This is a genomic window from Spirulina sp. LEGE 11439 (assembly GCF_059821285.1).
This window is the reverse complement of record NZ_JCAMRX010000070.1, coordinates 13512-28319: the sequence shown is the minus strand read 5'-3', so window position 1 is coordinate 28319 and position 14808 is coordinate 13512. Positions and strand designations below refer to the sequence as shown.

Sequence of the window (14808 nt, the reverse complement as noted above, 5' to 3'; positions counted from 1 at the left end):
TCATTTTTACTGTACTATTTATCTCTTTTTAGCACAACAACTTCGGTAGACCCCAGTTTGAGAAATTAACGGGTCAGTTAGAAAACCTTCATCAAGTAGCTGAAGAAAAACAAAAAGAAGCCAATCGTCAAACCGAAAAGGCCAAAGAGTTGCGAGAACAAATTATTATTTCTAGTCTATTGTTTTCCATCGCGATCGCAATTATTCTTTCTACTTATACCGGACGAAAAATTGCCCGTCCTCTCGAACTTCTGACAAAAATGGCTCGAGAAGTTACGCAAGACTCTAATTATGATTTGCAAATCCCTGTTAAAACTAACGATGAAGTAGGAGTATTAGCTGATTCTCTCAATCAACTGATTAGTAAAGTTAAACGACAACTAGAAGAACTCGCAGATGCACAATGTTTTTTAGAGGAACGAGTTGAAAAACGTACCCAAGAACTACAAGAAACTTTAGCCGCTTTGCAAACAACCCAAGCGCAACTCATTCAAACTGAAAAAATGTCCAGTTTGGGGGAAATGGTGGCCGGAATTGCTCATGAGATTAATAATCCTGTTAATTTTATTCACGGGAATATCACCTATGCAACAGAATATCTTAACGATCTATTTGATTTACTCACTCTTTACCAAGAATCTTATCCCGATTGCAAACCTCATATTCAGGATAAACTAGAAGCGATCGATTTTGATTTTCTTCAATCTGATTTCCCGAAAATATTGGCATCAATGCGGATGGGGACGCAGCGCATTCGAGAGATCGTGACTTCTCTGCGAAATTTCTCCCGTTTGGATGAAGCAGAAGTTAAAGATGTTAATCTGCACGAAGGAATTGATAGTACTTTAATTATTCTCGGCAGTAAAATCAAACAAGGGATTGAAATCATTCAAGACTATGGAGATTTACCTCAAATTTCTTGTTATCCCGCTCAACTCAATCAAGTTTTTCTCAATTTAATTGTGAATAGTATTGATGCGCTGTTAAGTAGCGATATTGAACCCAAACAGATTACAATTTGCACTCGTAAGATAAAAGAATCGGAAATTCAGATTAGCATTCAAGATAATGGCCCCGGCATTCCTGATGACATTCATCAGAAAATTTTTAATCCCTTTTTTACGACTAAACCTGTCGGGCAAGGAACAGGTTTGGGTTTATCCATTTGTTATCGTATTATTGAGAAGCATGAAGGGAAAATTGAAGTTATTTCTGAAATCGATCGCGGAACAGAATTTAAAATAACGCTTCCCATTCAACTCGATACAGTGTCCAATTTTACTATTGCTAAAGAGCGATCGCTACATCCTATTAACTGAAAATTTTCGCAATCTGAGGGCATTTGTGACAACAGAAACCGAACTAAATGCCATTGCTGCACCCGCGATCGCAGGATTGAGCAATAAGCCTAATAAAGGGTATAAAATTCCCGCCGCAATGGGAATTCCCAAAACATTATAAATATAGGCAAAAAAGAGATTTTGACGGATATTTTTCATAGTGGCGCGACTAAGTTGAATTGCTGTAACAATGCCGTGTAAATCTCCAGAAATTAAGGTAATATCGCTGGCAGAAATTGCGATATCTGTCCCCGTTCCGATCGCCATGCCTACATCTGCTTGTGCCAATGCAGGGGCATCATTAATCCCATCTCCCACCATCGCGACGGTTTTTCCTTCTGCTTGTAATTCCTTGACTTTATCGGCTTTTTGGTCGGGTCGTACTTCAGCAAAAATGCGTTGAATTCCTGTTTTTTTTGCGATCGCTTCGGCCGTTTTTCGATTATCTCCTGTCATCATCACAACTTCTAAACCCATCTTTCTCAAAATTCCGATCGCTTCAATTGAAGCCGGTTTTAAGGCATCGGCGATCGCAAATAATCCTTCTACTTTGCCCTCAACTGCGATCCATGCGGTTGTTTTCGCTTCACTTTCCCACTCTCGGGCGCGATCGCTTAAAATTTCTGTCTCAATTCCCAACTGTTTAAACCAACGTTGTGTCCCAATTCTCACCCATTTCCCCGCGACTTTTCCTTGTACTCCCATGCCGACGATCGCTTCAAAATTCGTGACTTCTGGGAATGTTTCAATTTCTTGATCTCGGGCATATTCCGCGATCGCTTCACCTAATGGGTGTTCGGAATTCTTTTCAACTGCTGTGGCTAAAGTTAACAAATTTAGCTCATTTCTTTCAGCAACACCACCGACAGTAATATAATTAATGACACTAGGTTTCCCTCGGGTAATCGTTCCCGTCTTATCTAAAACAATTGCATTTAATTGATGAGCAGTTTCTAAACTTTCTGCTCCTTTAATTAAAATCCCATTCTCTGCGCCTTTTCCCGTTCCTACCATAATTGAGGTCGGAGTTGCTAAACCCAAAGCACAAGGACAAGCAATAATTAAAACGCTAACCATTGCGATTAGAGCAAGAGTAATATTTTGCGTTGAAATCAACCAAATAATAAAGGTAATTAACGCAATGATCATGACAGTCGGCACAAACCAAGCTGTTACACGATCGGCTAGTTTTTGAATAGGAGCTTTGCTCCCTTGGGCATCTTGCACTAATTTAATAATTTGTGCCAAAACAGTATCTTTGCCAATACGAGAAGCCTGAAATTTAAAACTTCCCGTTTTATTAATTGTTGCTCCAATGACTTCATCTCCAACTTGCTTTTGCACGGGCATAGATTCTCCCGTGATCGTCGCTTCATCAACTGTAGAAGTTCCGGAAATAATTTCCCCATCTACAGGAATTTTTTCTCCCGGACGCACGAGAATTATATCGCCAACTACAACATCTTTAATCGGAATATCAAGTTCTTTCCCATCTCGAATAACTCGTGCTGTTTTTGCTTGTAAACCCATTAATTTACGAATCGCTTCCGACGTTTTTCCCCGAGCGCGATTTTCTAATAATCTACCAAAAAGAATCAGCGTAATAATAACGACTGCAGCCTCATAATAAACATCAGGCGCTAAACCGCGATCGCGGAAAAAATCGGCAAAAAAGGTAGCAAACAAAGAATACAGATAAGCCGATCCCGTCCCTAAAGAAACTAGGGTATTCATATCTGCTGTCCGGTGTTTTAATGCTTTCCAAGCACCGCTAAAAAAGTCCTTACCACACCAAGTCATAACCGGTAAACTAACCACTAATTGTAGCCAAGAATTATGCAGCCACATCGGAATAAAAGGAACGTGCAATCCCGTCATCATCGGGATCGAACCAAAGATGAGAAAAAAACTCGCGATCGCACCGACAATAACTTTTTTATTTAATTCTTTTTGTCGTCTTTCTCGGATATTTTTTTCTGTATCTTCCGAGTCTTCTTCTACTAAAAGTGAAGCGCGATAGCCTGCATTTTCTACTGCTTTTTGGATGCGATCGAGAGTGGTTGTATGGCGATCGTAGGTAACAGTCGCACGAGATAGGGCAAAATTAACATTACAGCCATTCACCCCAGAAACCTCTTGAATGGCTTTTTCGATGCGACTGGCACATCCCGCACAACTCATTCCCTGTAATTGTAGATGGGTTTGCATGACTTCCTCCCGATGAACTTCTTTCTTAAGGATAAAGTCTCCAGTCAAGGGGAGAGTCAAGAGAAAAAACGGGAAAATTTCTCTAATTCATCTTGATTAATAAATTTTTAGGATATCTTAAGAATTGACAGGCTGAGAATTTGCCCTTGGAGATAACAAAATAATGTCTTACAGTAACTTTCAGATTAATGATATCCTCAAACAATTTGCTATTACTTTGAATGAAAGAGTCAACTTATTCGCTGATGTTGATGAAGTTGAATATAGCGAATATCTTGCTTTTACAATACAAGAAAATTTAACTTTAGCTGTAACCATTAACACAGAAAAATCGCGATCGGAGATGATTATTACCCCCATTCTTTTAGAACTCAGAAGACAGTTAAATTACCAAATTGGTTTATTTTCAGGAAAAGATTTTAATGTTGATATGGAAAAAGGACTCAATGGGATTTGTGATTATTTAATTAGTTTATCCCCAGAACAATTATTAATTCGTGCTCCTGTTATTGCAATTGTTGAGGCGAAGAAAGAAGATATTATCTCGGGATTAGGTCAATGTATCGCTGAAATGATAGCCGCACAAATTTTTAATCAGCGAGAAGAGAATGAGATTCAAACTATCTATGGTGTCGTTACATCTGGCACAAACTGGCGATTTTTAAAGATTGAGGAGACAATTGTCTATCTTGATACTGTCGAATATTATATCAAAGATATTGGCAAATTATTAGGTATTTTAAAAAGTTGTCTGGGAGATTGTTTGTAACACTAATTTTTCCTCTCTTGTAGAGAAATAGAACTCTACATCTCTACAAGTTTAAAGAGATTGTGTGAATATTACTGAACCATATCTGGCTCAAAAAGATCGAGAAGCCGTTCAATATATTGACATTTTTTTAACCTTTTTGTCTGAGAGGAATTTCAATAGTAAACTCAGTTCTTTCTCCCAACTTAGATTGACAAGTTAGATAACCACCATGTTTCTCAACGATGATTTGATAGCTAATCGCTAAGCCCATTCCTGTCCCTTTACCAATAGATTTAGTTGTAAAGAAAGGATCGAATAATCGTTCTTGATGTTCTGGAGTAATCCCTGTGCCATTATCGGCAATACAGACGATCAAATGCGGTTCTGTAATCCGATCGCTCGGGGCAATTTCAGTAGTAATAGAAATCGTACTGGGTTTGGCTTGTATCTCTTCTGGGGAACGAATGCGATCGCGAGTTTCAAGAACGTCGATCGCATTCGTGAGGAGATTCATAAAAACCTGATTGAGTTGCCCCGGATAACAATCAATTTTGGGTAGGTCGCCATAATTTTTAATGAGGTGAATGCCAAAACCGCCGGTTTTTTCCTGTAAGCGATCGCCTAAAATCAGTAAGGTACTATTAATGCCTTGATGAAGATCGACAGTTTTGCGATCGCTTTCATCTAAACGGGAGAAATTGCGTAAAGATTGCACGATTTCCTGAATGCGATGAGCGCCAACCTTCATAGAACCGAGAATTTTGGGTAAGTCTTGCAAAGTGAAATTCAAGTCAATAGTTTCGGCTTCTTCTTGGATTTCTGCCACCGGATCGGGATAGAATCGAGTGTAAAGATTTAACATTCCAATTAAATCTTTAACGCTTTGTTCGGCATGAGCGAGGTTTCCATAAATAAAGTTAACAGGATTGTTAATTTCGTGGGCAACCCCCGCAACCAATTGTCCCAAACTGGACATTTTTTCACTTTGAATCAATTGAGTTTGCGTGTCGAGTAATTGTTGGTGAATTTGCTGCAATTCTAGCAGTGTTGTTGCCAATTGAGCGGCTTTTTCTCGTTCTCGTGCTTCCGACGCTTGCAATGCAGCATAGAGTTTTGTGAGACGATCGGCTTTTCGCAGAGCAATTCTCACGATCGCCTCTCGCAGTCCCAAAGCCGCTTCAATTTCGCAAGGCTTCCACGGTATACTGGTTAAATACACTAACTCTTTCCACAAGGAAAAAGAGCGTCGGGGACAGAGAATAAATTTTCCATCCTCTCCTTTTTGTAAGGAACGGTCGGGATCTCCACCCCAATTCACCGTTTGCAGGGTTTCTGGACGAAACCAAAGAATATATTTCGGCTCGATTTCCGAGAGGGAAATGGCAAGGAGTCCGCAAGCTGTCTCTTTATAGCTCTCCCAAACAGGAGCAAATTGGACGAGGGAATGAGTATAAATAATTTTTTCTTGGGGATAATTCTCGTACAAGAACTCAATTAAAGTAGCGATCGCTTCAGATGCTGGTGTTTTTCCCATGCGGGTGCATTCACCCTCTTGCCAAATTGCGGCTCCGTTTGCTCCGGTTAACTCGAGTAAATGGGTGGGAGAATTTGTCAATCCTTGGCTAATATTCTCCTCTACAGACATCCATTCAATCAGCTTTACTCTCACATCATGAAGGTGATGTTCGCGATCGCTATCCGCGCGATCTTTTTTTGTGGCCATTTCCAAGGAAATAATCTGGCCGAGTAATTTACAGGCTGCCCGCATTTCGTAGGGAAGATATTTGGGGGCATAATGATGACAGGCAATTAAGCCCCACAGTTTTCCCTCTCGGGCGATCGCAATGACAAGCGTTGCGGCAACCCCCATATTTTTGAGATACTCGGTATGACAAACTGATGTACCGCGCAAGATAGCATTGCTTAAATCTAAACGCTTGCCTTGGGGCGATGGAGGGCGAATATCGGCGGAAGGCATTTCCAGATTGGCAAGAAGCCGTACTCCCCTTCTGAGAATCAGTTCTCGTGCCGTTGGGGGAATATCAAAAACAGGATAGTTTAATCCGTAAAAGGCCTCGAGATCGTCTTGTTTATCTTCGGCAATTACACTGCCGTGACCCTTTTCGCTAAAGCGATAGAGCATTACGCGATCGAAGCCGGTGAGTTGGCGAATTTCAGTAACCGTGCTTTGAAAAAAGATTTGTAGGTCGTCGATCTGGCGTAGTTTGGTGGCGATACGATGAATTGAACGATAGCAATCTAAACCGTTAAAGGTTTGTTGTACCGGCAGGGGTTCTAATTCGAGGATGACCTTTTCCCCCGACCGATGGAGGATCCCATCAAAGAAGGTTTCGCGATCGCCTTCTTGGGCAAAATTTTCGGCTTGTAGGGATAATTTTAAGGCGGTTTCTGAATCTGACCGAGTGAGAGCTTGTTGGATTTGCTGGACTTGTTCTTGACCCAACAGCAGACTCAAAGGACGATTAATTAAATCGTCGGCGTGAATCCCTAATATCTTGGCACTATTATCACTGATTTGCGCGATCGTTAATTCCGGTTCTTGCAACGCGAGGAGAACGCCATACGATTGAATATAGCCGAGGGTGCGAAGGGGTTCTTTTTCAATTAACTCGGGATTATCAAGAGAAACGCGACTAAGGTTACTTAATTCCATAATTTTTCTGGGGATTGCAGAGGGACAAGCAACTTGCAATCATTGGGCTTCCATTTGGGCTTCTATTTTTGGCAAGAAATCTATTAAGTCAAGAGCAAACAAGTTATCAATTATGTTGAAGTTGAATATGTTTGTTCCTTGCTAGGAATGCACCGTAATTTTACTGAAATGAGCCTCAATGATTTGAGGACATAAGTATAAAACCCGAACCGAAACCGAATTGCTGATACAACTCTTAATGACATTGCTTAACAATCTCTTGTCTATTTTCGGGGGAAATACTAATGCTCGTATTTTCTTTTTCAATCATAACCCAATGTGCCTCTAAATGCGATCGCAAGTTTTGATAAACTAAAACATAAGAACAATTTTGCTAGAGGAAAATCCGTGTTAGACGAAAGCGCCAAGAAAACAATGTTATTGAAAATCCCTCACGCACTATATATTTGTGGGGTTAAAGATGGAGAAGAACTCAATGGATTTACTGCCAGTTGGGTCATGCAAGGTTCTTTCAAGCCCCCTTTAGTTATCAATTGCGTGCGCCAAGATTCTGGCTCTCATACCATGCTTAAAAATAGTGGTGTCTTTACTTTGAGTTTTCTTGAAGAAGGACAAAAAGATTTAGCGGGCAAATTTTTTAAGCCCCAACGTCGAGTCGGTAATAAATTAGCAGATATTGACTTTACCCTCGGGGAAGAAACCGGATGCCCTATTATTACTGATTCCTTGGGCTATGTAGAATGTCGCGTCATCGGGAGTGTTGATGAAGGCGACCATACGGTTTTTGTCGGAGAAGTCATCGCTGCGGGAGTTCATCGCGAAGGAAAACCTTTATTACTTGAAAGTACCGGTTGGCAATATGGTGGCTGATTTCAATAAGCAATGAATAATGAATTGCGATCGATTATTGGTTACTGAATCCTCATTACTCAATTAAAACTATGCCTTTTATTAAAGTTCAATCGACTGCTTCACCCGATGTCAAAACTGTTGGTAATTTGCTTGAAAGTTTGTCAGCAAAGTTAGCGCAGCATTTGGGCAAGTCGGAAAATTATGTGATGACGGCTTTTGAAGGAGATGTACCCATGACATTTGCGGGCAGTCCCGATCGCGTTTGTTTTCTGGAAATTAAAAGTATTGGCATGATGAAGCCAGAACAAACACAGGCCATGAGTCAAGATTTTTGTCAAACGGTTTCTCAAGCTCTAGAGATTCCAAGCGATCGCATTTACATTGAATTTGCCGATGCGGAACGCCATCTCTGGGGTTGGAAAGGAACAACTTTTTAAGTGTATAAAATCCGAGGACGTTTGCCTTATCCTCGGATTCTCTTGGGTTGATTTTATCGGGAGGGCGCGATCGCGCCCTCCCGATATAATTCTGAACTGAGCGCAAAATGAGTTAAGAAGCAATTTCCGGCAAATTTGTTTGCAGTTTTAAGCAATTTCGTCCGCCATTGACTTGCAGTTGATACTCGACCTTATCCATTAATCGTTTCATAATGAGCCAACCATAGCCGCCTTCCTGTTTCCGTTCGGGAACCGGAGGCGCATAAGTATCGAGATCGTAGCCATTCCCCGTATCCCAAATCTCCAACGCTAAATCTCGATTTTTCAGTTCGAGACGGAGAAGAACGGGAATCTGAGCTTGCTCTTTATGAGCGTGGCGCACGACATTAGAATAGGCTTCCACGAGCGCCAAGCGCAGGCGGCTGGACTGGCGCGGCCAATCCACTGAATCCCCAAGTTCCAGTTCCAAACAATCGAGCAACCAACGCTCGACCACCGTTAAAAACTTGAGATCGCTCGGAATTTTGAGTTCCGTCTTCATCAACTACAAAACCTCCAAAGATAGCATTGTTTGATCGTCTTCCTGAACTTGGGTGGTACAGTCGCGAAAGCGCTCGAGCAAGCTGTTGAGGTCAAAGGCTGACGATTCTTCGAGAATCAATTGCCAAAGGCCATCTTGATTGAGCATGGTATTCGTCTGCGACGCACTGGGGGAATCCTCTCGCGTCACGGTGGCTTCTGTAATACCATCGCTGGTTAACAGAAACACATCTCCCGAATTTAAGGTTATCTCACCTGCTTTTCCTTTCCAAGTCGGTAAAATTCCCACGGGTACACCTCTCGCTTTTAAATAATTGGGTTCGAGGCTACGGGTGGGATCGGTTTGCGCTTGCTGCATGCTGGTGGAATGATTCCAAACCATCGGGTAGATATGTCCGGAATTGGCATAGCGCAAGCACCGCGTTTCCGGAGTGTAGCAAGCAATGACCATCGTAATAAAACAATTGGTACTAAATAAATCGTCATTCATGGTTTGATTGAGATTTCGTAGCACCGTCTCGGGAACGGGGGAGGTTTCTTGGGCAAGTTCGCGACGCAAAATCGAAATGGCACTGGCCATAAATAATGCGGCGGGAACTCCTTTCCCAGAAACATCTCCCACAGCCAGCCAAATATCTCCTTGAGGATGAATGTAAACCTCAAAGAAATCGCCTCCCACTTCTCGAGCGGGATAACAACTGGCTTGAACTTTAACACTGCCGGTATCACCCCAACTCTGACGCAGTAAATTATGCTGAATTTGTCGGGCGACCTCTAATTCAGCCCGCATTTTTTCGGCCTGTTGTTGGGTGCGCTGATAGAGTTTCGCTTGGGAAACGGCTAAAGCGGCTTGTTCGGCGACGGATTCGAGAAGATTGATTTCGTCTTCCGTCCAAGGTGTTGCTGCCCGATCTTGAGTGAGGTATAGAATGGCAAGAATATCTTGTTGAGCGGTGAGAGGGACTGCCAATTGTAGGCGAGCGTCATTGCCAGAAGATTCTTGGGTTTGCGTTTCGCGAGTTTCGAGAACTCGTTCGAGTAATGATGGCATATCGAGGGGAAAACCAGCTTCTTGGCTTAATTCTGCTGTTGATTCCCCATTTTGGTAGAAGAATGAATCGACTGCGAGGCGATCGCTTTCAATCGGTTTGAGAAGTCCGGCTGCGGCTTCAAAATTTTCACCGATGGTCTTGACGATCGCTTGTAGCATATCTTGATAGTCCAAAGATTCGCGAATCGTCCGCGTGACGACATTGAGGATCTCTTCTCGCTTCAAGGCGCGTCGCAGTTCATTTGTCCTTTTCTTGAGAACTTTGTAAGTTTCGGAGGCTTGCTGGATGACATCTTTGAGATTTTCCGGACTCCAAGGCTTCGTAATATACTTAAATACCTTCCCGGAGTTAATCGCATCAACTAAATCTTCAACATCGGTATAGCCCGTGAGGAGAATGCGAATGGTTTCGGGAAAGCGATCGACGGTTTTGCTCAAAAATTCCGTCCCGTTCATGACGGGCATTCGCTGGTCGGAAATAATAATGGCCATTTCCCCTTCTTTGTCCAAAGTTTCTAGAGCGCTTAAAGCTCCATCTGCTTTGAAGACCTTAAAATCCCGCCGAAATGTACGATATAGCAAGTCTAGATTGTCGGGTTCATCGTCTACCACCATCAGTTTCAGTTTCTTGGAACTTACCTGACTCATTAACTTTCTCCAGTTGGCTGATTGAAAAAGAAAGGAATAGGAAATTTGGAGATTTAAGGGGATTACTGTCCGGTCGGTTTTGCCTCTGGTCGGTTTCAGCGATAGAGATTAATCCTTTTTAATCCGCATCGAGAGTTAATCAACTCTTCAATATAGGAAAAAGACTTGATGAACACCCTACACTTTTCAAACTATATCATCCTTTGAACAAGGAGCGATGACCAATGAATAATAAAAATTGTTAGAGTTTGACAATGCCGGAACGCAAGGCTTGGACGGCAGCTTGAGTGCGATCGTTGGCGCACAGTTTATTGAGGATATTGCGAACGTGGGTTTTCACCGTACCCACTGTAATATAGAGTTCTTTGGCAATTTCGGCATTACTGTACCCTTCAACAATGAGTTTCAGCACTTCGAGTTCGCGTTCGGTGAGAGAATAATGAGGGGGTTGACGATTGCTTGAGGAAGAATTCGCTCGCCCTAGGTTGAGATCGGGATTGTTGGCACTCTCATTACGGGCGCAGGAGAGGACGATTCTCGCGATCGCGGGGTCAATCCAAGCATTGCCTTGATGAGTGGTCTGGATGGCATCGAGAAGCCATTCTAATTTAGTATCCTTCATGCAATAGGAATCCGCCCCGGCGGCAAAAGCGGCCATGACGGCTTCTTCGTTATCCTGTAGGGTTAAAATCAAGATTTTAGTTGCCGAGGGCATACTTTTTAACTCGCGGGTCAGGGCGATACCATCGAGATCGGGCAAGCCAATATCGACGATCGCCACATCGGGGACGAGACTTCGCACTAATTGCAAGCCCTCTTTTCCGTTGGCAGCTTCCCCGACACAATCGACTTCACTTCGTTCTCGCAGTGCGGTTTTTAATGCCATGCGCGTGAGATCGTGATCTTCAATTAAGACAACTCGAATATGATTCATAGCCTTTTTTCCCGTTTATCCTCTCTAAATTAAAGAATATAAATAGAGCTAATGTTGCCAGAATGGTAACGGCAGCCTCCTAACTCGATCGCTTCGCTAAGCTAAATTTATGCACTCCAGCAGTCCCCAACTCGATCGGCAACACGAACAATTGTGGCAGGATTTAACCCTCGCGGCATCCCCCAATAGGGGTCAACTCGATAATATTAAAACCCATCTCGATTTGGTTTTGCTGGCGTTAGAAGCCCTGATCGGGATTGGTTCTGATGCTATTCTCAAAACCGCCAAAGAACTGGGCTTAGAGACTCGAATTGGCGATCGCGTTGGATTGTGGCGCTTGCGTCAGTCCAATCCCTTACGGAAAAGTTCGGGGGGGCGCAAAAAATTAGATGTAGAAGAAGCGCGATCGCTGGTGCTTATTATCTGTTGTCTGGCGCAAAAGCATCAAGAGTTGATTCGTCGGGCGGTTGCCTTGCTCGAGCAAATGGTACAGGATGAGCGCCCACCCCATCAAGCCGCTTTGTTGGGAGATTATTTAGATAAGTTTTGTAATGCCTATCAAGAGCGCATGGAGGAAAATACCGCCATTTCCACTAGCGGACTCGATCGCCTCGCCTTAAAACTCTTAATCGATTTACTCTTTTACAGTGCAACTAACGGACATCGCCGCTTATGGTTGGCACTTATTCAGTGAACAGTTATCAGTAAACAGTTATCAGTAAAGAATTGGCAATACCCAATACCCAATAACCAATAACCAATGCTTATTCGTCGTTATACACCGCCCACTTGTACTTTAGAAATTGTTGCCAAGCGATCGCCTCTGGCTCGTTTTTGGGGTAAGTCTCTTGTTGATGAATTACGTTTTGAATTGCGCTTTGACGATCCCAGACAAATTCAGGAAGATCCGCCCATCGCTCGGGGCGATCGCGAACAATTAGACCGATTGTGCGATATCGTCACGACTTACGTTCAAGATTTTTTATTACCCTCTTCTGCTTCCAGCCTCCCGCTCCTCTCTAAGACCTCCCTGATTGCCGAGAACGCCCTTTCTCCCTCGGCCAATGCTTCCTCGGAGACTTTTCCCCATCTTCAACCTCAAGGCTTGTTATTTCACGATCTCGTTCTCGGACAACTGGCTTCGGAAAACTCAACCGCGATCGTCCCTCTGAGCGCGACTCAACTTTTCGATCTCGCGACGGCTCTCGACGAGTATAGTACGGAGATCGATCGCTTACCCCAAGTGACTCGTCTTTCTTCTACTCCTCTCGTTCCTGTTTGGGGAAAAGTTGCCGCTTTGCTGGTGGTAACGGCAGGACTGGCAACGGCGATCGCGCGATTCTCTCAGCCACCTCAAAGTCAACTGGCGATTACATCCTCTTCAGAGTCCACCTCGATCGCGACGGCTCCGATCGAACCCTTACCCCCTCTCCCCGAACCTCCTCCCACCCCCGATCCCGATTTTCCCAAGGACTTGTCCGGACGCGGCCAAGTGACTCCCCCACCAGTGGTTACCGCCCCTCCAGCCCCGAATGCGCCCTTTGTTATCCCCGGTCCCCCTCGTCCTCTCAATCAAAGCCGATCCTCAACAGCCTCTCCACCTCCTCTCGATGAGGAAAGCGACGAAATGACTTCAGTTTTGCCCGCCGAAGAACCTATTCTGCCCAATCTGCCCGCCGTGACCTCCGAGGGGCGATCGCGATCGCAAGACGATATCCCCTTAGAAAGCTCCCCCTTATCCGAAAATCTCCCCTCTTCTCCCCCAGAAGAAGAAACCTTCGCGGCTGCCTCCCCTCGCGACAGATTTCCGGACTCAGACAACTTGCCCGAGGCTGCTTCTGCCCCTATTCCACCTTCTTCCGCTTCGAGAGGATTAGAGCGCCCAGAGAGGCGAGAATCCCCCGCTCCCGTACCCTCTACTTCAGGGGTGCGAGAAGAGATCGCGAAGAGAGCCGAACCCGTTGAACCGCCTCGAGTTTCTCAAGTTAGGGGCTATTTCCAACAACGGTGGCACCCCCCAGAAAATTTATCCGAGACTTTAGAGTATCGCTTGTATTTAGCAAATGATGGGTCTCTCGAAAGAATTACACCTTTGGGGGAGCTTGCCCGCGCCTATCTCGATCGCACCCCCATGCCCAAACTAGGACAACCTTTTGTCGCCCCAGCAAACCATTATCAAACTTTGCAAATGCGCCTCATTTTGGGAGTCGATGGTTCAGTACAGACGATTTGGGATAGTTCTCAGAGGCCATGAGAAATCAATCGGGAAGGGAAAAGCAGAATGAAGAGGACAATAATCTTTCACGACAAAAAATACTCTCATTATATTTTTGATAGTTTTTCATCAAACTTAATAAAAATTCACCTATTAGCCCAATTAATCCCTCATCTGAAGGATTAATTGGGCTAAATTAGCGCAGAAAACTACTGATTAACCAGAAGAGCAAGAAAGTCAACAATTCCGCTAACTCTACCGGAGAAGCCCCACCATTGCCAATGGGAGAACTCACCAAGCCCGACAGAAGACCCCCAATCGCCAAACCCGATAACAATCCAACAAAGGTCATGAGCAAGGCACGACCAAATCGGTTTTCCTTACGATTGAGAAAATAAAGATTGGCACAAAATCCCAATGCAAGTGCCAGAGAGGCCAGAGTCGAATTTTCGCTGGGCGCTAACAAAGTTAAAATTGCCAAACTCAAAAAAATCGCAGCCGGCCAAAGAATATCCCCTCGGGAAGGCGTATCGATAAACTGCTGTGCCCAGCCCGGTGCAGCCGTTGGTGCATTCAAAGTAACCGGGGGTGGGGCTTCCGCTTTTCGTTCTGGAAAGCGAATGCGATCGGGAACCTTGATTTTGCCTTCTTGACGCATTTTCAAGCGATCCATGATAATCGCATCATAGGCAGCCTCAACGGTTTGCATTTGCTTGCCGTCATTTTCGCATTGTTGACTCAAACGGCTTCTGGCATTTTGAATTTCTTCAAAAGAAGCGTCTCGTGTTAACCCTAGAGTTTCATAGGGATTTTGTTCGCTCATCAAACAACCTCCACAATAGTCCCATCTTTGCCTTTGGTTGCTGCAAATTCTACACTGGTTTAATAAATAGAGTGGCCAATGCTTCAGCGTTAACTCTCGATCGCACTCCCTCTAAAGCTAGTGTAGCTCGATCTTAAGAGGTCGGTAAACTGGCTTGCCAGTCCGAGAAAGCCAATGCTGCTCGGGTGTCAAGATTTCGAGGGTGACCTAATCTATTTAGAGTAACCTAGCAGTGTCTCTATTGTTGTCTAGAATGCTGTTGTCTAGAATACCGAGTACACTCTTGGGTTAATCAACCTTACTTTAAGTCATAATATCTAGTTTTTTAGCTTTTC

The 14808-nt window shown here is 43.8% G+C and carries 12 protein-coding genes; 6 read left to right on the top strand and 6 right to left on the bottom strand.

Annotated features, from left to right (window positions below):
• Positions 1-149 precede the first annotated feature (149 nt).
• Complete coding sequence (locus AC6RV6_RS27345) at positions 150-1319, top strand: sensor histidine kinase (protein ID WP_500244061.1); 1170 nt, start codon at positions 150-152, stop codon at positions 1317-1319.
• Here AC6RV6_RS27345 and AC6RV6_RS27340 read toward each other — a convergent pair.
• Complete coding sequence (locus AC6RV6_RS27340; protein ID WP_500244060.1) at positions 1302-3548, bottom strand: heavy metal translocating P-type ATPase; 2247 nt, start codon at positions 3546-3548, stop codon at positions 1302-1304. The two genes, AC6RV6_RS27345 and AC6RV6_RS27340, sit on opposite strands and share 18 nt — an antisense overlap.
• Positions 3549-3711: 163 nt before the next feature.
• On the opposite strand from AC6RV6_RS27340, the gene AC6RV6_RS27335 reads away from it, so the two are divergent.
• Positions 3712-4317 (top strand): hypothetical protein, encoded by a 606-nt coding sequence (locus AC6RV6_RS27335; RefSeq protein ID WP_500244059.1) that lies wholly within the window; start codon positions 3712-3714, stop codon positions 4315-4317.
• A 130-nt stretch (positions 4318-4447) separates the two neighbouring features.
• Here AC6RV6_RS27335 and AC6RV6_RS27330 read toward each other — a convergent pair whose 3' ends face one another.
• Positions 4448-6973, bottom strand: a complete 2526-nt coding sequence (locus tag AC6RV6_RS27330) for an ATP-binding protein (protein WP_500244058.1) — start codon at positions 6971-6973, stop codon at positions 4448-4450.
• 387 nt (positions 6974-7360) lie between these two features.
• Here AC6RV6_RS27330 and AC6RV6_RS27325 point away from each other — a divergent pair, with 387 nt between their 5' ends.
• Together AC6RV6_RS27325 and AC6RV6_RS27320 are read left to right on the top strand one after the other, a co-directional pair.
• The gene (locus tag AC6RV6_RS27325; protein WP_500244057.1) at positions 7361-7843 is read left to right on the top strand and encodes a flavin reductase family protein; all 483 of its coding nucleotides are present in this window, start codon (positions 7361-7363) and stop codon (positions 7841-7843) included.
• Positions 7844-7914: 71 nt separating this feature from the next.
• A complete protein-coding gene (locus AC6RV6_RS27320) occupies positions 7915-8262 on the top strand; it encodes a phenylpyruvate tautomerase MIF-related protein (RefSeq protein ID WP_500244056.1) in 348 nt (115 codons plus the stop codon).
• A gap of 112 nt (positions 8263-8374) precedes the next feature.
• On the opposite strand, the gene AC6RV6_RS27315 is transcribed toward AC6RV6_RS27320, so the two are convergent.
• From AC6RV6_RS27315 to AC6RV6_RS27305, 3 genes are all read right to left on the bottom strand, one after another.
• Positions 8375-8803 carry an ATP-binding protein gene (locus AC6RV6_RS27315; protein WP_500244063.1) on the bottom strand — a complete coding sequence of 143 codons (429 nt, stop codon included), beginning with the start codon at positions 8801-8803 and terminating at the stop codon, positions 8375-8377.
• A gap of 3 nt (positions 8804-8806) precedes the next feature.
• Positions 8807-10501: a SpoIIE family protein phosphatase gene (locus tag AC6RV6_RS27310; protein WP_500244055.1), complete on the bottom strand. Its 1695-nt coding sequence runs from the start codon at positions 10499-10501 to the stop codon at positions 8807-8809.
• A 241-nt stretch (positions 10502-10742) separates the two neighbouring features.
• Positions 10743-11435: a response regulator gene (locus AC6RV6_RS27305; RefSeq protein ID WP_500244054.1), complete on the bottom strand. Its 693-nt coding sequence runs from the start codon at positions 11433-11435 to the stop codon at positions 10743-10745.
• A 109-nt stretch (positions 11436-11544) separates the two neighbouring features.
• On the opposite strand from AC6RV6_RS27305, the gene AC6RV6_RS27300 reads away from it, so the two are divergent.
• Both AC6RV6_RS27300 and AC6RV6_RS27295 read left to right on the top strand, forming a co-directional pair.
• Positions 11545-12129: a DUF3038 domain-containing protein gene (locus AC6RV6_RS27300; protein WP_500244053.1), complete on the top strand. Its 585-nt coding sequence runs from the start codon at positions 11545-11547 to the stop codon at positions 12127-12129.
• Positions 12130-12195: 66 nt separating this feature from the next.
• Complete coding sequence (locus tag AC6RV6_RS27295) at positions 12196-13689, top strand: DUF4335 domain-containing protein (RefSeq protein ID WP_500244052.1); 1494 nt, start codon at positions 12196-12198, stop codon at positions 13687-13689.
• A 157-nt stretch (positions 13690-13846) separates the two neighbouring features.
• Here AC6RV6_RS27295 and AC6RV6_RS27290 read toward each other — a convergent pair whose 3' ends face one another.
• Positions 13847-14473 carry a CPP1-like family protein gene (locus AC6RV6_RS27290; protein WP_500244051.1) on the bottom strand — a complete coding sequence of 209 codons (627 nt, stop codon included), beginning with the start codon at positions 14471-14473 and terminating at the stop codon, positions 13847-13849.
• Between the last annotated feature and the right edge of the window lie 335 nt (positions 14474-14808).